Source organism: Streptomyces olivaceus (assembly GCF_000721235.1).
GTDB lineage: Bacteria > Actinomycetota > Actinomycetes > Streptomycetales > Streptomycetaceae > Streptomyces > Streptomyces olivaceus.
The window spans coordinates 1-22,762 of sequence record NZ_JOFH01000062.1; the positions used below are offsets into that span (position 1 = coordinate 1).

Consider the following 22,762-nt stretch of genomic DNA (forward strand, 5'->3'; position numbering starts at 1 on the left):
CTGGAAACGCTCGGCAGCCCGCCGCAGCGGCCAGCCCTCCTCGACCACACAGCGGGCCAGACGCAGCCGTCCGGTCTCGGTCAGGGGTGCATTACGGTGAGACACGAGGGCCTTTCTGCCGGTGTAGACGTCGCAATCCACACCGAACCGGAAGGCCCTCACCTGTTCAAGCTCCCCCAGCCGAGACCTGACTCACCTGCCCACAACCTCCCCGGACAGAACAGCTAGCCCACGGACGAGTAGGCGACCACCCCGCGCAGCAGGCTGTCGACCGCCCTGCGGGCGTTCTTCGGGACCGTGGAGCCCTCGCCGGGCGCGGCGGCCGCGATCTGGCCGAGGACGTCGATGACCTGCTTGCACCAGCGCACGAAGTCGCCGGCCGGCATCTCCGCCTCGCGCAGCACCTCGTCGAGGCCCTTGCCGGACGCCCACATGTACGCCGCCCAGGCGAAGCCGAGGTCGGGCTCGCGCTGGCCGACGCCCTCGGTCTGGCTGATCCGGAAGTCCTCCTCCAGGGCGTCGAGCCGGCCCCAGATGCGGACCGTCTCGCCGAGGGCGGCCTTGGCCTTGCCCGAGGGCACCTTGGGCGCCGTCGCGTCGTCGGCGACCCGCGACTCGTAGACCAGGGCCGAGACGCAGGCGGCCAGCTCGGCCGGGGACAGTCCCTCCCAGACGTGCTCGCGCAGGCACTCGCTGGCGAGCAGGTCCAGCTCGCCGTAGAGCCGGGCGAGACGCTTGCCGTGCTCGGTGACCTCGTCGGCGCGCAGGTAGTCCAGCTCGGTGAGCAGCGCCACGATCCGGTCGAAGGTACGGGCGATGGTGTTGGTGCGGCCCTCGATCCGCCGCTCCAGCTGCGTCGTGTCGCGCATCAGCCGGTGGTGGCGCTCGGCCCAGCGGGCGTGGTCCTCGCGGTCGTCGCAGCCGTGGCAGGGGTGGGCGCGGATCGCCTTGCGCAGCCGGGCGATCTCCCGGTCGTCGGCCGCCTGGGAGCGCTTCTTGCGGGCCCGCTCCGGCGGGATGTGCCCGGCCTTGGTGCGCAGCGCGGAGGCGAGGTCGCGGCGGGACTGCGGCGAGCGCGGGTTGAAGGACTTCGGGATCCGCATCCGGTCCAGCGCCTCGACGGGCACCGGGAAGTCCATCGACGCCAGCCGCTTGACCTGCCGCTCGGCGGTCAGCACCAGCGGGCGCGGCCCGTCGTGGTGCTCGAAGCCGCGGTGGCCGTTGGACCGGCCGGCGGGCAGGCCGGGCTCGAGGACCAGGGCGAGCCCGGCGTACTTGCCGGTGGGTACGTGGATCACGTCGCCGGGCTTCAGCTTCTCCAGCGCCACGGCGGCCTCCGCGCGGCGCTGGTCGGCGCCCTGCCGGGCCAGCTCGTTCTCCCGGTCCTTCAGCTCGCGGCGCAGCCGGGCGTACGCGTCGAAGTCGCCGAGGTGGCAGGTCATGGAGGCCTTGTAGCCCTCCAGGCCCTCCTCGTTGCGCTGCACCTGCCGGGAGATCCCGACGACGGACTTGTCCGCCTGGAACTGCGCGAACGACGTCTCGAGCAGCTCCCTGGAGCGGTGCCGGCCGAACTGCTCGACCAGGTTGACCGCCATGTTGTACGACGGCCGGAAGCTGGAGCGCAGCGGATACGTGCGGGTGCCCGCCAGGCCCGCGAGGTGCTCGGGGTTCATGCCGCGCTGCCACAGCACCACGGCGTGGCCCTCTACGTCGATGCCGCGGCGCCCGGCCCGGCCGGTGAGCTGGGTGAACTCGCCGGCGGTGATGTCGGCGTGCTGCTCGCCGTTCCACTTGACGAGCTTCTCCAGCACGACCGAGCGGGCGGGCATGTTGATGCCCAGGGCGAGGGTCTCGGTCGCGAAGACGGCCTTCACGAGGCCGCGCACGAACAGCTCCTCGACGACCTCCTTGAAGGTCGGCAGCATGCCCGCGTGGTGGGCGGCGATGCCGCGCTCCAGGCCCTCCAGCCACTCGTAGTAGCCCAGGACGTGCAGGTCCTCGGTCGGGATGGAGGCCGTGCGCTCCTCGACCAGGGCCCTGACCCGTTCCCGCGCGCCCTCGTCGTTGAGTCTCAGGCCGGCGTACAGGCACTGCTGCACGGCGGCCTCGCAGGCGGCGCGGCTGAAGATGAAGGTGATCGCGGGCAGCAGCCCCTCGGAGTCCAGCCGCTCGATGACCTCGGGGCGGCTCGGCGTCCACACGCGTGAGCGCTGCCGGCGCTCCCGCTCGCGCTCGGCCTCCTTCATGGCCCGGCCGCGTCTGCGGTCCTGGTAGGACGGGCGGCTCGCCTCCAGGCGCGCCATGCGCGTGAGGTCCGGGTTGACGGCCTTCTTGTGGCCCTCGCCCTCCTCGAACAGGTCGTACATCCGGCGCCCGGCCAGCACGTGCTGGAACAGCGGGACGGGGCGGTGCTCGGAGACGATCACCTGGGTGTCGCCGCGCACGGTGTCGAGCCAGTCGCCGAACTCCTCCGCGTTGGACACGGTCGCCGACAGTGACACCAGGGTCACGGAGGCGGGGAGGTGGATGATCACCTCCTCCCAGACGGCGCCGCGGAAGCGGTCGGAGAGGTAGTGCACCTCGTCCATGACCACGTACCCGAGGCCGAGGAGGGTCTGCGAGCCCGCGTACAGCATGTTCCGCAGGACCTCGGTGGTCATGACGACCACGGGCGCGTCCGCGTTCACGCTGTTGTCGCCGGTGAGCAGGCCCACCCGGTCCGTGCCGTAGCGGCGGCACAGGTCGGCGTACTTCTGGTTCGACAGGGCCTTGATGGGTGTCGTGTAGAAGCACTTCTTGCCCTGCTGGAGGGCGAGGTGGACGGCGAACTCGCCGACGATCGTCTTGCCGGAGCCGGTGGGCGCGGCCACCAGCACCCCCTTGCCCGCCTCGAGCGCCTGACAGGCCTCGATCTGGAAGGGGTCGAGGCCGAAGTCGTACATCTCGCGGAAGTCGGCGAGGGCGGTGGCCTGCTCGGCGGCGCGGCGGCGGGCCGCCGCGTACCGCTCGGCCGGTGAGAGATCCTCTGTCATCGTGCTTTCGAGCGTACCGGGCCGCACTGACAACAGGACGATCATTATCCGGAACGGCCGTGTGGGGGTTGCGTGGGGGCGGTGGCGCCGACCGCCACCGCCCCGGCGGGCCTCAGGTCACGTCGTCGTAGCCGTTGACCCGGTCCCTCGTGGCCTGCTCGGGCAGGGCGCGGGCGGTGGTCACGGGCTCGACCTCGCCGACGTCCTCGGGGGTCAGGTCGAGGTCGGACGCCTCGTCGTCGTCGGGCTCCAGGGCCTCGCGGCGGGACTTGCGGCGGTCGTTGAGCAGGGCGATGGTCACCGCGGCGAAGTACAGGACCCAGATCGGCCCGGCCAGCATGAGCATGGTCAGGGGGTCGGTGCTCGGCGTGGCGATGGCCGCGAACAGCGTGATGCCCATGATCATGGCGCGCCACCAGCCGAGCATCCGCTTGCCGGACAGCACTCCAGTGAGGTTGAGCATGACGAGCAGCAGGGGCAGCTCGAAGGAGAGGCCGAAGACGACCACCATGCGCGTGACGAGGTCGAGCAGCTCGTCCAGCGGCAGCAGGTTGTCGACGTCGCTCGGCGTGAACTCGATCAGCACCTTCGCGGAGGTGGGCAGCACCGCGTACGCGAAGTAGGCGCCGACGAGGAACAGCGGGGCGCCGGTGGCGACGAACGCGTAGGCGTACTTCTTCTCGCTGCGGTGCAGTCCCGGGGCGACGAACGCCCACAGCTGGTAGAGCCAGACCGGCGAGGCCAGCACGATGCCCGCCGTCAGGGACACCTTCAGCGCCAGGGTGAAGGGGCCGAGCAGACCGTTGATGGTGATCTGCGCGCACGGCTCGGAGCCGGCCTTCGCCTCGGCCAGCTCTTCGAACGACTTCTCACAGCCGACCGACTCGAGGATCGGGTCGGTGAGGAAGTTGATGATGTCTCGGTAGAAGAACGCGGCGACCACGGTGACGACGACAATGGCCAGCAGCGCCTTCGCGAGCCGGTTGCGGAGCTCACGAAGGTGCTCCGCGAGAGGCATCCGCCCCTCGGGATCCTTCTCCTTGCTGCGGGCAGGCTTCAGCAACCCACGTTCCCATCTCGTGCGGCGGGCCGGAGGTCACCGGCCCTGTGTCAGCGCTTGGTCGTGTCCGTCGGCTCGGCGACCGGCCGGGAGCTGGTCACGTCGCCGGGAGAGGCCTGGATGGTGCGCTGCGCCGCGGACTGCTCGGGGTTCGGCGGGTCGGCCGGGGCCGAGTCGTCGGACTTGTTCTCGCCCTTCATGGCCTTGGCCTCGCTCTTGAGGATGCGCGCCGACTTGCCGAGCGAACGAGCCATGTCCGGAAGCTTCTTCGCGCCGAACAGCAGGATGATGACGACGAGGATGAGAATGATCTCGGGGGCTCCGAGCCTTCCGAACATAAGTCTTTACCTTCTCACCGAGGCGGCTGGGTGGGGGTGCTGTCGGACCGGTCGGACATGCGTCCGATCGATCGTCTTGTGCAGCGATCGTAACGCTCAGGGGTGAACGTGAGGCAATCCCCGTGCGTACTCCCGTCTCCGCGGCCGGGCCTCGTTTTCCTGGCCGCGACCAGCAGCGTACCTTCCGGTGGCCGCAGGGTGACAGGGCGAAGCGGTGCAAAACGCGACCCGGGCGCCTCCCGGCGGCCGTCCGGCGCGCCGCGTTCCTTCACAGCGCGTCCACGGCACGGGCCGCGCTCTCGCTCGCGCGCTCCAGGTCGTCGGCGGCCCGGCTGATCCGGCGGGCCGAGTCGCTCACCTGCCGTCCCAGGCGCTGCGCCTCCACGAACACCTTCACGGCGAACACCGCGAGGACGGCGAGACCCAGGAAACCCACGGCAACGGCGAACATCGGCCAGAACATGACGTCGAGACTAGACCGTCGAGTGCAGCCGCAGCGTCCTGACCCCGCCACCGGTGAGCAGCTCCACCACCCGCTCCCCGGCCGGCTTGCGCACGGCGGACCCGCACTCGGGGCACGTGAACGAGTAGAAGGTGGTGCGGCTCGTCGCCCCGATGGCCAGGCGCAGCGCGCTCGCGGCCAGCTCGAAGCTGCCCCGGCAGTCGGGGCAGCCCGCCTTGAACACGACCGGGGACACGCGCCGCATGCCGGCGAACGCGGCCGCCGCCGTCATACCGGGCCCGCCGGGCCCGCCCTGCTCACCCGCTGCGCCCGCTGCCAGGGAGTCGCTCACAGTGCCCGCTCCTGCCTGTCGTGCCGCCCCGGGCCCGTCCCGGCCGGGCCGGGCGCCCCGGCCGCCTCCACCCCGTCGTACGCGGACAGCGCCTCGCGGGCCGCCCGCCGGGCGCTGTCGGCCAGGGCCGGCGGGGAGACGATCCGCCCGTCGCGGCCCAGCCGCAGCGCGAGGCGCCGCAGGGACGCCGGGTCGGGGGTACGCAGGGTGATACGCAGCCCGCCGTCGCTCCGTTCGTCCGCGCTGTCGTGCGGGTAGTACTCGGCGACCCAGCGCCCGCCCGGTCCCACCTCCACGACGACCTCGGGGTCCTCGGCGGCGGGCTGCACCAGCCCCTCCGACAGGTCCCGCAGCTCCACCTCGGGCGGCGCGGAGGGCTCGTCCAGGATGCGGATCTCCGCGACCCGGTCGAGCCGGAACGTGCGCCTGGCCTCGGAGCGGCGGCACCAGGCCTCCACATACGTGTGCCCGACGCTCACCAGGCGGATCGGGTCGATCTCCCGCTCGGTCAGCTCGTCGCGGGCCGGCGAGTAGTAGCGGATCCACAGCCGGCGGCGCTCCGAGATGGCCCGGTCGACGTCGGCGAAGACACCGCCCTCGGACTCGAAGGTCACCGACAGGCGCGAGCTGGCACCGGCGGCCTCGCCCGCCGCGGTCTCCACCTTCGCCGTCGCCCGCAGCAGCGCCTGCCGGTCGCCCTCGCGCAGACCGGGCAGGGTCGCGACGGCCCGCGCGGCCACCAGCAGCGCCGTCGCCTCGTCGGCGGCCAGCCGCAGCGGCTCCGCGGCGTCCGCGCCCAGGGCCGCCGGATTGTGCCACCAGATGCGCTCGCCGTCGGTGTCGATGTCGAGCAGGTCACCGCCGCGGAAACTGGTCCCGCACATCGGCAGCACGTCGAGGTCCGAGACCAGTTCGTCCTCGGTGATGCCGAAGGCCCGCGCCACGTCCTCGACCCGGGCGCCGGGGCGCTCACGCAGATACGTCACCAGGGACAGCATCCGCCGGGTCTGGTCGATGGCGTTCACTGCCCTGACCGGTTTGCCAGCCACTGTGTAGTCCGCTCCCCCTCAGCCCTTGGCGACGGCACGCAGCCGGTCCACCACGTCCGCACGCAACTCCGCGGGCTCCAGCACCACGACGTCCGGCCCGAACTCCACCAGCCAGGCGTCCAGGCCGTGCCCGTACGGAATCTCCAACTCGTCCCAGCCGTCACCGAGTTCCCGCGCCCTCGTGGCCTTCGCCCGAAGGGGGTAGCCCGCGCCCGTCCGCAGCCGGATCAGCGCGGAACGGTCGGCCGTCTCCCCCGCCCAGCTCGCGACCGTCTCCCGGACGGTGACCACGTCGGGCACCGGCACGGTGAACCGCGCACCGCGCGAACGCACCTTCCCCGTGATCCGCGACAGCCGGAACACCCGCTCGGCACCCCGGTCGCGGTCGAAACCCGCCAGATACCAGTGGCCTCGCCAGCACTCCAGCGCCCACGGCTCCACGAGCCGCGCCTCGGGCTGCGCCGCGTTGGCCTTGCGGTAGTCGAAGACGACGGGCCGGCGGTCGCGGCACGCCAGCATCAGCGGCTCGAACGCCGCCTCGTGCACCGGAATACGCGGCTCCAGCGCACTGTGCGGCTCGTACGGGTCGACGTCCTCCGGCAGCCCCGCCGCCCGCAGCTTCTGCAGCGCACCGCTCGCCGCACCAGCGAGCCGCGCCTGCTGCCACACCTTCGCGGCCAGCCCCAGCGCGGCGGCCTCCTCCGCGTCCAGGGTGATGGGCGGCAGCCGGTTGCTGTCCCGGCGGGCCAGATAACCGATCTCCCCGTCCAGGCTCTCCACGGTCTCGATGACCAGCCCCAGCTCGCGCAGATCGTCCTTGTCCCGCTCGAACATGCGGTTGAAGGAGTCGTCCGAGCCCGCCTCGAGGTAGGCCTCGACCGACTCGCGCAGCTCACGCTTGCTGAGCGGCCGCCGTGTCCCGAGCAGACACAGCGCCAGGTTCATCAGCCGCTCGGCCTTGGCAATGGCCATCGACGCCCTTCTCCCTATGGTGCTTACGACGGATGACCGTACCGCCCCGCGGTGGCCCGGCAAAAGCCGAGGGCCCACGCCCGGACAGGCATGGACCCCAGGTGACCGGCTCCGATCGCCGACCGCTCGGACTTCGATCAGACTCCGAGCAGATCGACCACGAAGATCAGCGTCTCGCCCGGCTGGATCGCCGGGGTCGGGCTCTGGTCTCCGTAGGCGAGGTGCGCCGGGATCGTCAGCTGACGGCGCCCGCCGACCTTCATGCCCTGCACACCCTGGTCCCAGCCCTGGATGACCCGGCCGCCGCCCAGCGGGAAACGGAACGGCGCACCGCGGTTCCAGCTGGCGTCGAACTCCTCGCCCGTGCTGAACGCCACGCCCACGTAGTGGACGGTCACAGTGTGACCGGACTCCGCGACCGGGCCGTCGCCCTCCCAGATGTCCTTGATCTCGAGGTCCGCCGGCGGCTCGCCGCCCGGGAAGTCGACCTCGGGCTTGTCGATGCTCACGTGTTCAGCTCCTGCTTGTCTGCGGAAAGGCAACGGCCCAAGTCTTACACCCGCCACCCGTCACATCTTCGCCAGGAGGTCGACGGAGAACACGAGCGTCGAGTCCTTCTCGATGCCACTGCCCTCCGGCGGGTTGTCGCCGTACCCCAGCTCCGGCGGAATCACGACGAGCACCCGGCTGCCGACCTTCTTGCCGGTCAGACCCTGCGCCCACCCCTTGACGACCTGCTGCAGCGAGAACGACGTCAGCTGCTTCCTGGCATACGTGGAGTCGAACTCCTTGCCGCCGTCCCACACCACGCCCTTGTACTGCACCAGCACACTGTCCTGCGCGCCCACCTCGGCGCCGTCGCCCTCCAGCACGTACTCGGCGACGAGCTTCTTCGGCGCGTCGCCCTTCGGCACCTCGATGGAGGGGGCCTTGCCGTCCGTGTCCGTCCCCACCTTCGGCAGCGCGGCGTCCTCCTGCGGGACCTTCTTGCCCTTGGCGCTGCTGTTCGCGTTGAACGTGTCCTGCACGTCGACCACGAACACCAGCGTGTCGTCGCCCTTGATCCCCGCCTGCTCGTTGCCCTGCTCGCCGTACCCGTAGACGGGCGGCACCGAGAACTGGACGCGGCTGCCGGTCTTCCTGCCCGCGAGCGCGTACCGCCAGCCGTCGATGATGCTGCCCTGGGCGAGCTGGATGACGATGGGCGTCTTGCGGTCGTAGGAGTTGTCGAAGACCTTCGCGCTCGCCCACACCTGCCCGAGGTAGTGCGCCGACACGAAGTCGTTCTCCGCGACCGCCCGGCCGCCGCCCGCGACGACCGTCTTCACCGCGAGATCCTTGGACGGGTCCCCGCTGCCCTTGGCCACCGTCGGCTTCTCACCGAACTTCGTCCCCGCCGTGATCGCCGGCAGCGGACCGTCGACGACCTTCGGCGGCGGCGGCGCCGACGACGAGGCCGACGCCTCCGGCGACGCGCTGTCGCCGCCGCTGCTCGAACCGGAATCGTCACCGTCGCCGCAGGCGGCGAGCGTGACCAGTCCGGTGGGGACGGCGATGAGCAGTGAGCGACGGCGCACGGTGGGGGCCTCGTATCGGTGTCGGGTCGGTCCTGATGGCTGGCGTGCGCGCAACTCTACGACGCGAGAAGGGCACCGCACGGCTAACGTACGGTGCCCGTGTGGCGTTCCGCCCTTCCGTGCGCGAACGCCTGTCTCGTCCCGCCCGCCGCGTCACATCCCGGCGATCAGCTTCTCCACCCGGTCGTCCACCGAACGGAACGGGTCCTTGCACAACACGGTGCGCTGCGCCTGGTCGTTCAGCTTGAGATGCACCCAGTCGACGGTGAAGTCCCGCCGCTGCTCCTGCGCCCGCCGGATGAAGTCACCCCGCAGACGGGCCCGAGTCGTCTGCGGCGGCACCGACTTGCCCTCGAAGATCTTCAAGTCGTTGGCGACCCGCGCCGCCTGGCCCTTCTTCTCCAGCAGGTAGTACAGACCACGACGACGGTGGATGTCGTGGTAGGCGAGGTCTATCTGCGCGACCCGCGGATGCGACATCGTCATGTTGTGCTTCGCCCGGTACCGCTCGAGCAGCTTGTACTTCATGACCCAGTCGATCTCGGTGTCGATCCGGTCGAGGTCCTCCTCCTCGATCGCCTCCAGCGTGCGGCCCCACAGCTCCAGCACCCGCTCCACCGTCCCGGTGCGGATGCCTCGGCGGTCCACGAAGTCCACGGCCTTCTCGTAGTACTCCCGCTGCACCTCCAGCGCGGACGCCTCCCGGCCACTGGCCAGACGCACCTTGCGCCGCCCCGTGATGTCGTGACTGACCTCGCGGATCGCCCGGATCGGGTTCTCCAGCGTCAGGTCCCGCATCACCGTGCCCGCCTCGATCATGCGCAGCACCAGGTCGGTCGCACCGACCTTGAGCAGCATCGTCGTCTCCGACATGTTCGAGTCGCCCACGATCACGTGCAGCCGCCGATAGCGCTCGGCGTCCGCGTGCGGCTCGTCCCGCGTGTTGATGATCGGCCGGGAACGCGTCGTCGCCGACGACACGCCCTCCCAGATGTGCTCGGCCCGCTGACTGACGCAGTACACCGCACCGCGCGGCGTCTGCAGCACCTTGCCGGCACCGCAGAGCAACTGCCTCGTCACCAGGAACGGAATCAGGATGTCCGCCAGCCGCGAGAACTCCCCGTGCCGCGCCACCAGATAATTCTCGTGGCAGCCGTACGAGTTGCCCGCGGAGTCGGTGTTGTTCTTGAAGAGGTAGACGTCGCCCGCGATCCCCTCCTCGTGCAGGCGTCGTTCGGCGTCCACCAGGAGTCCCTCGAGAATGCGCTCGCCCGCCTTGTCGTGGGTGACGAGCTCAGTCACATTGTCACATTCGGGTGTCGCGTACTCCGGATGCGATCCCACGTCGAGATACAGGCGGGCACCGTTGCGCAGAAAGACATTGCTGCTGCGGCCCCATGACACGACACGGCGGAAGAGGTACCGCGCCACCTCGTCAGGCGACAGGCGGCGCTGTCCCCTGAACGTGCACGTGACGCCGTACTCGTTCTCCAGCCCGAAAATGCGGCGGTCCATGACTGAACATTACGCCTGATGACCCGAACTGAAACGGGGTTCGACGGCACGGTTTGGATCATTTTCCGATGAAGCCGCAACCACCGCACCCCACGCGGGAGCTGCGAGGACCCGCCCGGTACACGCCAGCACGAGCAGCGACACGCACCCCGCCGCCCCCGGCAACGCGAAGCCCCACAAGGCCCCACCGTGCTCCACCACGGGCCCCGCAAGGCCCGTACCCACCGACGCACCCACCGTGAAAGTCGTCACCAGCCACGAGAACGCCTCCGTCACCGTCCCCCGCGGCGCGTGCACATCCACCAGAACGAACGCACACGCGATGCACGGCGCCAGGAACACCCCCGCCACAACCGCGAGCAGCACCATGCCCACCGCACCCGGCATCAGCATCAACGGCAGATAGCACACCGCCAACGCGGCCACCAGCACCCGCAGCCGCCGCGCCGGCTCCCCCGCCCACTGCCGCGCCCCGTACACCGCTCCCCCCACCAGCGCACCCAGCCCCAGAGCCGCCATCAGCCACCCGTACACCGCATCACCACCGTGCTCGTCCGCATACGGCACGGAAGCCACCGTGATGGACCCCAGCGCCATCCCCACGAACAGGAACGCCCCCAGCAGCGCAAGCAGCCCACCCGAACGCAACGCACCCAGCCAGTGCGCCTCACGCGGCGCCGACCGCCACGCACGCGACGGCGGCGACACCACCACCGACAGCGCACCCAGCACCCCCAACACGTTCAGCACCAGCAACGCGGCCTGCGGCGACCACACCGACACGCACACCGTCACCAGCAGCGGCCCCACCGTGAACATCACCTCCTGCGCCACGGCGTCCATCGCGTACGCCGTGTGCACCCTGTCCTCCCCGCGCAGCACGCCCGGCCACAGCGCCCGCAGCCCGCCCTCCAACGGCGGCGTGAGCAACCCCGCGGCCCCCACCGCCAGGTACGCGACGACGGCCGTCCCGGTCCCCGCGAACGCGAACCCCGCCATCGCCGACGCCGACAACACCGCGGCCGGCAACTGCACACGCGGCTGCCCGTACAGATCCACCAACCGCCCCAGCACCGGCTGCCCCACCGCGTTCGCCACGCCGTAGACCGCCGCCAGCGCACCCGCGAGGCTGTACGAACCGCCCTCCGCCCGCACGAACAGCACGATCGCGATCGGCGCCGTCGCGTTGGGCAACCGCCCCACGAGCGTGCCGGCCAGCAACCGCACGGCATGCCGCGCTCGAAGAACCTCCAGGTACCCGGAACCCACCGCGCCTCCCCTGCTCTCAAGTGTTACGTATAACTACCTCGGTCATACGTACCATGTCGCCAGTCCACGAGTCCAGACGAAAGCGCAGGCGAACGGTGGCACACGGCAGCACCCGCCCCACCAGCAGAGACGTCGCCCAAGCAGCCGGCGTCTCCCAGGCAGCCGTCTCCCTCGTCCTCGGCGACAAATGGCGCGGCCGCGTCTCCGCACCCACCGCCCAACGCGTCCGCGAAGCCGCACACGAACTCGGCTACCGCCCCAACCTCGCCGCCCGCAACCTCCGCCTCGGCCGCACCCGCACCGTCCTGCTCGTCGTCCCCGCCCTCACCACCGAATTCTTCGCCGAGGTCTACACCGGCGCCGCACGCGTCGCCGCCCAACACGGCTTCGGAGTCGTCCTCTACCCCTCACCCGAAGGCGTCGGACCCGCCCGCGACCCCTTCGCCTCCGCACAGGCCGCCCTCGACGGCATCATCGCCTCCTCCATGGCCGCCGACGCCCTCACCGCCATCCGGGGCGACCACCTCCCCCTCGTCATGCTCGACAGCGACCCCGAAGGCAGCCACGGCGCCACCACCGTCAACCTCGACATCGCCGACGGCATCCGCCAAGTCACCGACCACCTGCTCACCCTGGGCCACCGCCGCTTCCTCCACCTCGCCGCCGACATCCCCTCCTGGACCTTCGACGTACGCGCCCGCGCACTGGCCACACGGCTGACCGCCACCCCCGGCACCGACCTCCGCACCGTCAGCGCCCCCATCTCCATCGACGCCGCCCGCACCGCCACCGAAGCCGCCCTCACCGCCCCCGGCCCCAGACCCACCGCACTCGTCTGCGACGACGACAAACTCGCCGCCGGCGCCTACAAGGCCGCCCGCCGAGCCGGCCTCCGCATCCCCGACGACCTCTCCGTCACCGGCCTCGACGACCTCGGCCTCGCCACCGCCATCGACCCCGAACTCACCACCGTCCGCCTCGACGCCGAAGCCTTCGGCGAACGCGGCATGCGCGCACTCCTCGCCGTACTGGAAGGGCAGGCCCCCGAAAAAGGGGACCTGCCCGTGAACCTGGTCGTACGAGGGTCGACGGCGCCGCCACGATGAACGGCACCACAGCCCGCCGCCGCCCTACTCCTCGTCCGCCCCGGACTCCCCCGCCTCGGACTCGCCCGCACCGGACTCGCCCGCCGACGACTCGCCCGCGCCCGCACCCGCCTCCAGCAGCCGCGACAACTGACCGCCCACGATCCGCTTGAACTTCCGCTGCTGCGGACGCGTACGGTCCAGCACCGCGACCTCCAGCCGCTCCGCCGGAATCTCCCGCTCCCCGCCATTCGTGTCACGCGACAGCGCCTGCACCGCCAACCGCAGCGCCTCCGCCAACGTCATGTCGTCACGGTGCCGCTGATCCAGATACCCGCTGATCTGCTCCGCGTTCCCCCCGACCGCGACCGAGCCGTGCTCGTCCACGATCGAACCGTCATGCGGCAACCGGTAGATCTGATCCTGCTCCGTACTCTCACCGACCTCCGCGACGACCAACTCCACCTCGTACGGCTTCTCGGCCTGACTGGAGAAGATCGTGCCCAGCGTCTGCGCGTACACGTTCGCCAGACCCCGCGCCGTCACATCGTCACGGTCGTAGGTGTAACCCCGCAGATCGGCATAACGCACCCCGCCGATCCGCAGATTCTCGTACTCGTTGTACTTACCGGCGGCCGCAAAACCGATCCGGTCATAGATCTCACTGAACTTGTGCAGCGCACGGGACGGATTCTCACCGACGAACACGATGCCGTCGGCGAACTGCAGCACCACCAGGCTGCGACCACGCGCGATGCCCTTCCGGGCATACTCCGCCCGGTCCGCCATCGCCTGCTGAGGAGAAACATAGAACGGCGTCGACACCGGTTATCCGTCCCTTTCTGTCGAAATCACTGGACCACCTGACAACACGAAGACCGCACCCGCCTACAGCAGCGCGGCCCGAGGACCGTCCGGCTGCTCCAGCCGCCGCTCCAGCACCGAACGCGCGAGCGCCGAGCACTCGTCCTCGCCCAGCCGGCGGAAACCGTCCTCAGTGATCACAGTGATGATCGGATAGATCCGGCGCGCGACATCGGGACCACCGGTCGCCGAGTCGTCGTCAGCCGCGTCGTACAGCGCCTGGACCACCAGGGTCGTCGCCTGCTCCTCGGTCAGCTCGTCATGGAAGAGCTTCTTCATCGCACCCCGCGCGAAGATCGACCCCGACCCCGTCGTCGCGAAGTTCAACTCCTCCGAACGACCGCCCGTCACGTCGTACGAGAAAATACGGCCCCTGCCCCGGTCCACGTCATAACCGGCGAACAACGGCACCACGGCCAGCCCCTGCATCGCCATGCCCAGGTTCGACCGGATCATCGTCGACAACCGGTTCGCCTTGCCCTCCAGGGACAGCTGCGCACCCTCGACCTTCTCGAAGTGCTCCAGCTCCAACTGGAACAGCTTCACCATCTCCACGGCCAGACCCGCCGTACCGGCGATGCCCACCGCCGAGTACTCGTCGGCCGGGAAGACCTTCTCGACGTCCCGCTGCGCGATCATGTTCCCCATGGTCGCCCGCCGGTCACCGGCGAGGACGACACCGCCCGGGAACGTGACCGCCACGATCGTGGTGCCGTGCGGGGCCTCGATGGCACCCTGCACCGGAGGCAGCTGCCGGTTGCCCGGCAGGATCTCCGGCTGGTGCTCACCGAGGAAGTCCATGAACGAAGACGACCCGGGCGTCAGGAAGGCAGCCGGTAGACGCCCGGTGCTACGAGTGTTGGCTTCCACGCGTTTCCTTCCACGTAAGCGGCAGCCCGCCTTATGGCATCGGGCCGATCCTTGAACTGCCCCAGCGCGGCGTTGCAGCTGAAGCACAGTACGCCACGGACCCTACCCGTCTCGTGACAGTGATCCACATGTGCGGCGGGAGCCGCAAGACAGATGCAGCACGCACCGCCCTGACTCGCGACCAGAGCATCGCGTTCCATCTCGGTGATGCCGTACTGACGCTTCAGGTGGCCCGCGCGGCCCTCAACAGCTCGGCAAGCCTTGCAACGGGTCGACAGGCCGTCGGAGGCGGTCGCGTTGCGATGCCACTCGCTGTGAGGCTTGACTTCGCCACAGCTCCGACAGAGCTTGTGGCCCGCCGGAACTTCGACCTTCTCCCGAACGGCCCGCCCCAGGGCCTCCCGGCGGCGCCGGTAGTGTGCAGCGCTGTACTCTGCCACGCACTCCCGGCACCGCACTTGAAGGCCGTCGCGACGGTTCTTGTCCCGGGCGAATTGAGCCACGGACAGAGCCCGCTTGCAGCTCGTACACCGCTTTTCGCCCGGCTGTCCCGTCATCGCACAATCCCCCACTGGATTCACTTCGAAGGAGAAAAGGCCAAAGCGCCTTTATTCTCCACCTTTTTGCACGAAGCTTCGCACGAAATCCTCGGCGTTTTCCTCGAGTACGTCATCGATTTCGTCCAGTACGGAGTCCACGTCGTCGTTCAGCTTTTCCTGGCGTTCCTTGAGGTCTTCCGAAGCCTGCGTGTCCTCCGCCTGCTCCTCGACCTCCTCGGTGGAACGTGTGGCCTTCTGCTGGCCGCCACCGGTGTCCTTGGTCGCCATAACCCTCACCCCGCTCGGTTCGCCCGACACAGTTGCTCGGTCAAGATCAGACCCTACAAGCCGGGTCCGACTTCGGCCCCGTACTCTCCTCAACGTACGGAGACCATCTCCATGATTCCCGGACCCGGGGTTTTCCACCCTGTCCGGCGGTTTCCTGCCCTGTACCCGCTCGGTCCGTTCACCCGCCGGACAGGACCCTGACCAGGTCGTCGGCGGTGCGGCAGCGGTCCAGGAGTTCCTTGACGTGATTACGCGTTCCGCGAAGCGGTTCCAGGGTTGGGACCCGCTGGAGCGAGTCCCGGCCCGGCAGGTCGAAGATCACCGAGTCCCAGGAGGCCGCGGCGACGTCGTCGGCGTACTGCTCCAGGCAGCGGCCGCGGAAGTAGGCGCGGGTGTCCTCCGGCGGCTTGGTGCGGGCCCGCTCGACCTCGTTCTCGTCGAGGAGCCGCTTGATGCGGCCGCGGTCCACGAGGCGGTTGTAGAGGCCCTTGGTGGGGCGTACGTCGGCGTACTGGAGGTCGACGAGGTGCAGCCGGGGGGCGTCCCAGTCGAGGTTGTCGCGGCGCCGGTAGCCCTCCATGAGTTCGCGTTTGGCGACCCAGTCGAGTTCGCCGGCGAGGCTCATGGGGTCGTTCTCGAGCCGGTTGAGGGTGTCCTCCCAGCGGCCGAGGACGTCCTTGGTCTGGTCGTCGGCGTCGGCTCCGTAGCGTTCCTCGACGTATTTGCGGGCCAGCTCGTAGTACTCCATCTGGAGCTGTACGGCGGTGAGTGTGCGGCCGCTGCGGAGGGTGACGAGGTGCTTGAGGGACGGGTCGTGGGAGACCTGGTGGAGGGTGCGTACGGGCTGGTCGACGGCGAGGTCGACGGCGATGAACCCGTCCTCGATCATGGAGAGGACGAGGGCCGTGGTGCCCAGCTTGAGGTAGGTGGAGATCTCCGACAGGTTGGCGTCGCCGATGATGACGTGGAGGCGGCGCCATTTCTCCGCGTCGGCGTGGGGCTCGTCGCGGGTGTTGATGATGGGCCGTTTGAGTGTCGTCTCCAGGCCGACCTCGACTTCGAAGTAGTCGGCGCGCTGGCTGAGCTGGAAGCCGTGTTCGTGGCCGTCCTGGCCGATGCCGACGCGGCCTGCTCCGGTGAAGACCTGGCGGGAGACGAAGAAGGGCGTGAGGTGGCGCACGATGTCGGAGAAGGCGGTCTCGCGCTTCATGAGGTAGTTCTCGTGCGTGCCGTAGGAGGCGCCCTTGTTGTCGGTGTTGTTCTTGTAGAGGTGGATGGGCTGGGCGCCGGGGAGCTGGGCGGCGCGTTCGGCGGCCTCGGCCATGATGCGTTCGCCGGCCTTGTCCCAGAGGACGGCGTCGCGGGGGTTGGTGACTTCGGGAGCGCTGTATTCGGGGTGTGCGTGGTCGACGTAGAGCCGTGCTCCGTTGGTGAGGATGACGTTGGCGAGGCCGATGTCCTCGTCGGTGAGCTGGCTGGAGTCGGCGGTCTCGCGGGCGAGGTCGAAGCCTCGCGCGTCGCGGAGGGGGTTCTCCTCTTCGAAGTCCCAGCGGGCTCGGCGGGCCCGGTGCATCGCCGCGGCGTAGGCGTTGACGATCTGGGACGAGGTGAGCATGGCATTGGCGTTCGGGTGGCCGGGGACGGAGATTCCGTACTCCGTCTCGATGCCCATTACTCGCCGTACGGTCATGCGGCCCTCCTTGCCCGGCAGTGCCCGTGGTGGGCGCTGCTCAAGTACCGCTGGCGCTCCGATGCGTGTGCGGTGCCCGTCCCCGCACTGCGCGACTCGGCGGTAGGGAAGAGCCTAGAACGCCTTTGCGCTGGTGGGGAGATCATTTGCGGCATTGCCTTGCTCCAGTCGGGCTCCGGAAAGCAGTCGGCTGCGGGTACCCACTGTGGGGACCCGCAGCCGCCCCGGCGTTTTACAGGTACTGACCGGTGTTGGCCACCGTGTCGATGGAGCGTCCGGTGTCCGCGCCCTGTTTTCCGGTGACGAGGGTGCGGATGTAGACGATCCGTTCGCCCTTCTTTCCGGAGATGCGGGCCCAGTCGTCGGGGTTGGTGGTGTTGGGGAGGTCTTCGTTCTCCTTGAACTCGTCCACGCAGGCTTGGAGGAGGTGGGAGACGCGGAGGCCCTTCTGGTTCTTCTCGAGGAAGTCCTTGATCGCCATTTTCTTGGCGCGGCCCACGATGTTTTCGATCATGGCGCCGGAGTTGAAGTCCTTGAAGTAGAGGACTTCCTTGTCGCCGTTGGCGTAGGTGACCTCGAGGAAGCGGTTCTCCTCGGATTCGGCGTACATCTGTTCCACCGCGGTCTGGATCATGCTGCTTACGGTGGCGGTCTTGTCCTTCTCGTGCTCCGCGAGGTCGTCGGAGTGGAGGGGGAGCCGTTGGGTGAGGTACTTGCCGAAGATGTCCTTGGCCGCTTCAGCGTCGGGGCGTTCGATCTTGATTTTCACGTCGAGCCGGCCGGGGCGCAGGATGGCGGGGTCGATCATGTCTTCGCGGTTGGAGGCGCCGATCACGACCACGTTCTGGAGGCCTTCGACGCCGTCGATCTCGGCGAGCAGCTGGGGGACGATGGTGTTTTCCACGTCGGAGCTGACGCCGGAGCCGCGGGTGCGGAAGAGGGATTCCATTTCGTCGAAGAAGACGATGACGGGGGTGCCCTCGCTGGCCTTTTCGCGGGCTCGCTGGAAGACGAGGCGGATCTGCCGTTCGGTTTCGCCGACGTATTTGTTGAGGAGCTCGGGGCCCTTGATGTTGAGGAAGAAGCTCTTGCCGGCGGCTTGGCCGGTGACTTCGGCGACCTTTTTGGCCAGGGAGTTGGCGACGGCCTTGGCGATGAGCGTCTTGCCGCATCCGGGGGGTCCGTAGAGGAGGACTCCCTTGGGCGGGCGGAGCTCGTGTTCCCGGAAGAGGTCGGGGTAGAGATAGGGGAGCTCGACCGCGTCGCGGATGGCTTCGATCTGTCCGCCGAGTCCGCCGATCTGTTCGTAGCCGATGTCGGGGACTTCTTCGAGGACGAGTTCTTCGACCTCGCTCTTGGGGACGACCTCGTAGACGTAGCCCGAGCGGGGTTCGAGCAGGAGGGCGTCGCCGGGGCGGATGGTGAGTCCGCGCAGGGGTTCGGCGAGCCTTACCACCCTTTCCTCGTCGGTGTGGCCGAGTACCAGGGCGCGTTCGCCGTCCTCGAGGACTTCCTTGAGGGTGACGATGTCGCCGACGCTCTCGTACTCCATGGCCTCGACCACGTTGAGTGCTTCGTTGAGCATCACTTCCTGGCCGCGTCGGAGTTCGTCGAGCTCGACGCTGGGGCTGACGTTCACCCTGAGTTTGCGGCCGCCGGTGAAGATGTCGGCGGTGCCGTCGTCGTTGGCCTGCAGGAAGACTCCGAAGCCGGCGGGTGGCTGGGCCAGCCGGTCGACTTCTTCTTTGAGGGCCACGATCTGGTCGCGGGCCTCGCGGAGTGTGCCGGCGAGCCGCTCGTTCTGCGCGGACACACCGGCCAGGTTGGTCTGCAGTTCGACGATCCGCTCTTCGAGAATTCTCGTGTGTCGCGGAGATTCGGCGAGCTTGCGCCGCAGGACGGCGATCTCCTGCTCAAGATAGGCCACCTGCCCGGCCGGGTCCTCGGACCCGCGTCCCGGGCGGATGCCGCGGTTCATGTCGTCGTCGTGGGCTGCCACGGTCCTCACCTCCTCCAAGGGGAGCTGGACGCTTCCAGACCCTACCTGGGTGGGTGTCGATTGAAACCCCTAGATCACAAAGACGGTCGGGGTGTGTCCGATCTTCACCCTTGCGCTCTCCCTCACGCCAGGGGAATACCCATCGGACGTGAGGGAAACCCCGCCGGGGGTAGGGTCGAAGTGTTCAACACCGGTCGGAGCTGGCCGGATTCCCGGGCGTGCGGCGCAGGAAGCGGCAGGAGAGATGAGCGTGCAGCAGGAGGCCGGAGTCGGCGGCGAGGCTCTGGAGGTCTGGATCGATCAGAACCTGTGTACGGGTGACGGTATCTGTGCCCAGTATGCGCCGGAGGTGTTCGAGCTGGACATCGACGGTCTGGCTTACGTCAAGGGTGCGGGCGACGAGCTGTTGCAGGCGAGGGGTGCGACAACACCGGTGCCGCTGCCGCTTCTCACGGATGTGGTGGACTCGGCGAAGGAGTGTCCGGGCGAGTGCATTCACGTGCGTCGTGTTTCGGACAGGGCCGAGGTCTATGGCCCGGACGCAGAGTGACCAAAATGTGACATCGTGCGTACGCTCTGTGACTGATGTCTGGTGTGCCTCGCCGTTTGCCGCGTGCGGCGGTGGTCGGCCGGTCCTGTCCCGCGGGTCAGACGGTCCGCGCCTGTGAGGGTGTGTCCTCGACGAACGTGCCGTTCTGCCACTGCCACTTCGCGTGCTCGGTGAGGTCGGGGCAGCAATTGGGCACGTCTGCCGACGAGTAGCCGAGGAGGGTGGCGCGGACGGCGCCGTCGCGCACGGTGAGGTCGGTGACCGAGTGGCGGTCCGCGGGGGCGACGAGGGTGGCGACGACTCTGGGCTTGCCGCTGTCGGTGTCGCGGGTGAGGACGTACACGCCGGTGGGCGGGGTGCCCATGCCCGCGTCGCAGCGTACGGCAGCCACCGTCTCGGGGCTGCCGTCGCCGTCGAGGTCGCCGGTTGCCGTCTTCTGCACGACCGCCTCGACCGGTCCGCATTCCAGGGGGAAGGCGGCGGCCGCCGGGTCGGGCGGGGCGCTGTGGGCGGGCGCGTTCCTGGTCCCGCCGGCGGCGGGCTGTGCGGCGGTGGCGGCGTCGGGCTGCAGTACGGAGGACAGGGCGACGACTCCGGCGACGGCCGTGGCGGTGGCCACCCAGTGGATCGGGCGGGTGTGGGTGTGGGACAGGTCCGGAACGGCGGTGTGCTGCACGAGGAGTGTCTCCTGTGAGGGCTGTGCCGGTGGGGTGGGGCAGGGGGTGCCCAGCATCGTGCCACACGTCACAGTGTGGGGGAACGGCGGGGTCGGTACTCGACCGTGTTGCCGTGCGCGCGGCCCCGCTCTTCACCTCTCCGCCCGCGTTCTTCGGCGGCGGGCGGTGGCAATACGACGGCGCCGTGGCGGGGTTGCCGGGCGGTGCCCGGAAACTCCGCCACGGCGCCTGTGCGTTGGCCGGGGGCGGGTCGCGTCAGCGGCCGGCGCCCGCGCCGGCGTTGGGTCCGTCGTAGTCCTCGCCGTAGGCGCCCTTGGCGGGGCGGCGGCGGCGCATGGGGGGCTCGACGCCGTCGGCGAGGCGGCGGGCGGTGAGGAGGAAGCCGGTGTGGCCGATCATCCGGTGGTCCGGGCGGACGGCGAGGCCTTCGACGTGCCAGTTGCGGATCATGGTTTCCCATGAGGTCGGCTCGTTGAAGCAGCCGATCTCGCGGATGGACTCGACGGTCCGGGCGAGCTGGGTGGTGGTGGCCACGTAGCTGCAGAGGATGCCGCCGGGGACGAGGGCCTTGGAGACGGCGTCCAGGCATTCCCAGGGGGCGAGCATGTCGAGGATGACGCGGTCGACGTCGGTGTCGGACAGGTTGTCCTGGAGGTCGCCGACGGTGAGCTGCCAGGCGGGGTGGGGGGCGCCGAAGTAGCGTTCCACGTTCTGCCGGGCGATGTCGGCGAAGTCCTCGCGGCGCTCGTAGGAGTGCAGCATGCCCTGGTCGCCGATGGCGCGCAGCAGGAAGCTGCTGAGGGAGCCGGAGCCGACGCCGGCCTCGACGACGCGGGCGCCGGGGAAGATGTCGGCGAAGGCGAGGATCTGCCCCGCGTCCTTCGGGTAGACGACGGCTGCCCCGCGGGGCATGGAAAGGACGTAGTCGGGGAGCAGGGGGCGCAGCGCGAGGTAGGCGACGTTCCCGGTGGTGCGGACAACGCTGCCCTCGGGAGCGCCGATCAGTTCGTCGTGGGGGAAGGAACCCTTGTGGGTGTGGAAGTTCTTCCCGGCCTCGAGTGTGAACGTGTAGTGGCGGCCCTTGGGGTCGGTCAGCTGAACCTGGTCCCCGACCTTGAAGGGCCCGCGCCTGCGGGCGGCACCGGTCGGTTCGGACATGTGACCAGCCTACCGGTCCCGGGCGGGGCCGCCGACCACGCCGGTGGCCCCCTCGGTATTCAGGAGGGGCGTGCCATGGCCTTCACGAAGGCGCGTTCCACGTCGGCGGCGGACAGGACGCCGTAGATCTCGCCGGTGTCCTCGACGACGAGGTATTCGGTGGCGGGGTTGGCGCGCAGGGCGTCGAGGAGTTCTTCGCCACTGAGTTCGGCGGAGACGCGCATGCCGTCGGTGAGGTCCTGGGCGAGGGTGCTGACGGGGACCCAGGGGCGGCGGTGTTCGGGTACGCCGACGATGGCGGCCTCGCGTACCAGGGAGACGGGCCTGCCCTCGGTGTCGACGACGACCAGGGCGCGGGCGCCGGAGGCGTTGGCGCGGCGCAGGGCCTCGGAGAGGGGGGTGTCGGCGGGGACGGGTACGGCGCGCCGGGTGAGGGCGCGGGCGCGCAGTTCGGGGAGGTGTTCGCGCAGGCGGGCCATGCGGAGGCTGTTTCCGGCGCCGGTCCAGATGATGGCGGCGAGGATGGCGGCGAGCAGGGCGTCCATGACGGTGTCCATGCCGACGTCGTCCGCGGCGCCGGACCCCAGGGACTGGGTGAGCAGCGGCAGGCCGACCAGTACGGCGATGGCGAGGGCGCGGCCGACCCAGGCGGCGGCGACCGTTCCGCTCATGGGTTTGCCGGTGATCTTCCAGACGACGGCGCGGAGCATGCGGCCGCCGTCGAGGGGGAGGCCGGGCAGCAGGTTGAAGACGGCCACGATGAGGTTGGAGACCATCAGGCCGGCCAGGAGCACGCCGGGGACGCTGTCGGGTTCGACGGGGAGCAGGGCGGCGTAGAAGACGCCGGCGAGGACGAGGGAGAGCAGGGGGCCGACGAAGGCGAGGACGAATTCGCGGCCGGGGGTCTCGGCTTCCTTCTCGATCTCGGAGACGCCGCCGAAGAACTGGAGCTGGATGCGGCGGACGGGGAGCTTGAAGCGGAGGGCGGCGACGGTGTGGGCGAGTTCGTGGACGAGGACGGAGGCGTAGAAGGCGACGGCGAAGAAGAGGGAGACCAGGTAGCGGGCGGCGCCCAGTTCGGGCAGCACGCGGTCGAGCTGGCCGCCGAAGACCCAGGTGATGAGGGCGGCGACCAGGAACCAGCTGGGGGCGACGTAGACGGGCACGCCGAAGGGCCTGCCCATCAGGAGTCCGCCGCCGGGTTCGGGCCGGCGCTGGGGTGGCCGTCCGGGGCTGCCGTCGCCGCCGTTGTGGGCCTCGGTGCGGTGTCGCGGTCCGGCGGCGTGGTGGGCGGGGCGCCGGTGTTCCGCGGGGCCGTGTTCCTCGGAGCGGTGGGCGGGGTGCTCGTCCGGGGCGGGGGGTTTCGACCACGGGTCCGTGCCGCCGCCGTTCCCGCCCGGTGTCTGCGGCCCGGGAGGTGGGGGGCCGGCCGGGGT

22 protein-coding genes and 1 pseudogene are annotated in these 22,762 nt (G+C 69.7%); 2 read left to right on the top strand and 21 right to left on the bottom strand.

Going from position 1 to position 22,762, the window contains the following annotated elements; translation table 11 throughout:
- The 12 genes and pseudogenes from IG94_RS42245 to IG94_RS0136675 all read right to left on the bottom strand — a co-directional run.
- Positions 1–105: pseudogene (locus IG94_RS42245) on the bottom strand (leucine zipper domain-containing protein); the annotation flags it as partial.
- 119 nt (positions 106–224) lie between these two features.
- Positions 225–3,077 (bottom strand): DEAD/DEAH box helicase, encoded by a 2,853-nt coding sequence (locus IG94_RS0136625; protein WP_078535830.1) that lies wholly within the window; start codon positions 3,075–3,077, stop codon positions 225–227.
- A gap of 67 nt (positions 3,078–3,144) precedes the next feature.
- Positions 3,145–4,095, bottom strand: a complete 951-nt coding sequence (gene tatC / locus IG94_RS0136630) for a twin-arginine translocase subunit TatC (RefSeq protein WP_031047925.1) — start codon at positions 4,093–4,095, stop codon at positions 3,145–3,147.
- Positions 4,096–4,142: 47 nt separating this feature from the next.
- On the bottom strand, positions 4,143–4,430 hold the full coding sequence (tatA, locus tag IG94_RS0136635; RefSeq protein WP_031047930.1) for a Sec-independent protein translocase subunit TatA: 288 nt from the start codon (positions 4,428–4,430) through the stop codon (positions 4,143–4,145).
- A gap of 268 nt (positions 4,431–4,698) precedes the next feature.
- Entirely contained in the window at positions 4,699–4,893 is a 195-nt protein-coding gene (locus tag IG94_RS0136640; RefSeq protein WP_031047932.1) for a membrane protein, read from the bottom strand.
- 10 nt (positions 4,894–4,903) lie between these two features.
- Positions 4,904–5,164, bottom strand: a complete 261-nt coding sequence (locus IG94_RS0136645; protein WP_031047934.1) for a hypothetical protein — start codon at positions 5,162–5,164, stop codon at positions 4,904–4,906.
- A gap of 56 nt (positions 5,165–5,220) precedes the next feature.
- Entirely contained in the window at positions 5,221–6,273 is a 1,053-nt protein-coding gene (locus tag IG94_RS0136650) for a helix-turn-helix transcriptional regulator (protein ID WP_052411043.1), read from the bottom strand.
- An 18-nt stretch (positions 6,274–6,291) separates the two neighbouring features.
- On the bottom strand, positions 6,292–7,245 hold the full coding sequence (locus IG94_RS0136655; RefSeq protein ID WP_031047939.1) for a helix-turn-helix transcriptional regulator: 954 nt from the start codon (positions 7,243–7,245) through the stop codon (positions 6,292–6,294).
- Positions 7,246–7,382: 137 nt separating this feature from the next.
- Positions 7,383–7,754, bottom strand: a complete 372-nt coding sequence (locus tag IG94_RS0136660; protein ID WP_031047942.1) for an FKBP-type peptidyl-prolyl cis-trans isomerase — start codon at positions 7,752–7,754, stop codon at positions 7,383–7,385.
- A 60-nt stretch (positions 7,755–7,814) separates the two neighbouring features.
- A complete protein-coding gene (locus IG94_RS0136665; protein ID WP_031047944.1) occupies positions 7,815–8,822 on the bottom strand; it encodes an FKBP-type peptidyl-prolyl cis-trans isomerase in 1,008 nt (335 codons plus the stop codon).
- Positions 8,823–8,975: 153 nt separating this feature from the next.
- A complete protein-coding gene (pafA, locus tag IG94_RS0136670) occupies positions 8,976–10,337 on the bottom strand; it encodes a Pup--protein ligase (RefSeq protein WP_031047948.1) in 1,362 nt (453 codons plus the stop codon).
- 9 nt (positions 10,338–10,346) lie between these two features.
- Positions 10,347–11,606, bottom strand: a complete 1,260-nt coding sequence (locus IG94_RS0136675) for an MFS transporter (protein ID WP_031047951.1) — start codon at positions 11,604–11,606, stop codon at positions 10,347–10,349.
- Between the two features lie 95 nt (positions 11,607–11,701).
- Between IG94_RS0136675 and IG94_RS0136680 the strand changes: the two genes are divergently transcribed.
- Positions 11,702–12,712: a LacI family DNA-binding transcriptional regulator gene (locus IG94_RS0136680; RefSeq protein ID WP_031047953.1), complete on the top strand. Its 1,011-nt coding sequence runs from the start codon at positions 11,702–11,704 to the stop codon at positions 12,710–12,712.
- Between the two features lie 24 nt (positions 12,713–12,736).
- On the opposite strand, the gene prcA is transcribed toward IG94_RS0136680, so the two are convergent.
- The 6 genes from prcA to arc form a co-directional block, all read right to left on the bottom strand.
- A complete protein-coding gene (gene prcA / locus IG94_RS0136685; RefSeq protein WP_031047956.1) occupies positions 12,737–13,516 on the bottom strand; it encodes a proteasome subunit alpha in 780 nt (259 codons plus the stop codon).
- 63 nt (positions 13,517–13,579) lie between these two features.
- Complete coding sequence (gene prcB / locus IG94_RS0136690; RefSeq protein WP_031047958.1) at positions 13,580–14,425, bottom strand: proteasome subunit beta; 846 nt, start codon at positions 14,423–14,425, stop codon at positions 13,580–13,582.
- Positions 14,377–14,982, bottom strand: coding sequence for an endonuclease VII domain-containing protein (locus IG94_RS41170; RefSeq protein WP_031047960.1), 606 nt, complete (start codon positions 14,980–14,982; stop codon positions 14,377–14,379). The genes prcB and IG94_RS41170 overlap by 49 nt, the downstream gene beginning before the upstream one ends.
- Positions 14,983–15,033: 51 nt before the next feature.
- Positions 15,034–15,252 (bottom strand): ubiquitin-like protein Pup, encoded by a 219-nt coding sequence (locus IG94_RS0136700; RefSeq protein ID WP_031047964.1) that lies wholly within the window; start codon positions 15,250–15,252, stop codon positions 15,034–15,036.
- Between the two features lie 178 nt (positions 15,253–15,430).
- A complete protein-coding gene (dop, locus tag IG94_RS0136705) occupies positions 15,431–16,942 on the bottom strand; it encodes a depupylase/deamidase Dop (RefSeq protein WP_346009431.1) in 1,512 nt (503 codons plus the stop codon).
- Positions 16,943–17,174: 232 nt separating this feature from the next.
- Complete coding sequence (arc, locus tag IG94_RS0136710; protein ID WP_031047972.1) at positions 17,175–18,941, bottom strand: proteasome ATPase; 1,767 nt, start codon at positions 18,939–18,941, stop codon at positions 17,175–17,177.
- 244 nt (positions 18,942–19,185) lie between these two features.
- Here arc and IG94_RS0136715 point away from each other — a divergent pair, with 244 nt between their 5' ends.
- On the top strand, positions 19,186–19,491 hold the full coding sequence (locus tag IG94_RS0136715; protein WP_031047975.1) for a ferredoxin: 306 nt from the start codon (positions 19,186–19,188) through the stop codon (positions 19,489–19,491).
- Positions 19,492–19,588: 97 nt separating this feature from the next.
- On the opposite strand, the gene IG94_RS0136720 is transcribed toward IG94_RS0136715, so the two are convergent.
- The 3 genes from IG94_RS0136720 to IG94_RS0136730 all read right to left on the bottom strand — a co-directional run.
- Positions 19,589–20,167 carry a hypothetical protein gene (locus IG94_RS0136720; protein ID WP_031047978.1) on the bottom strand — a complete coding sequence of 193 codons (579 nt, stop codon included), beginning with the start codon at positions 20,165–20,167 and terminating at the stop codon, positions 19,589–19,591.
- Between the two features lie 256 nt (positions 20,168–20,423).
- Complete coding sequence (locus IG94_RS0136725; protein WP_031047981.1) at positions 20,424–21,326, bottom strand: tRNA (adenine-N1)-methyltransferase; 903 nt, start codon at positions 21,324–21,326, stop codon at positions 20,424–20,426.
- A gap of 59 nt (positions 21,327–21,385) precedes the next feature.
- The coding region (locus tag IG94_RS0136730; RefSeq protein ID WP_248783108.1) for a site-2 protease family protein at positions 21,386–22,762 on the bottom strand (1,377 nt) is incomplete at its 5' end.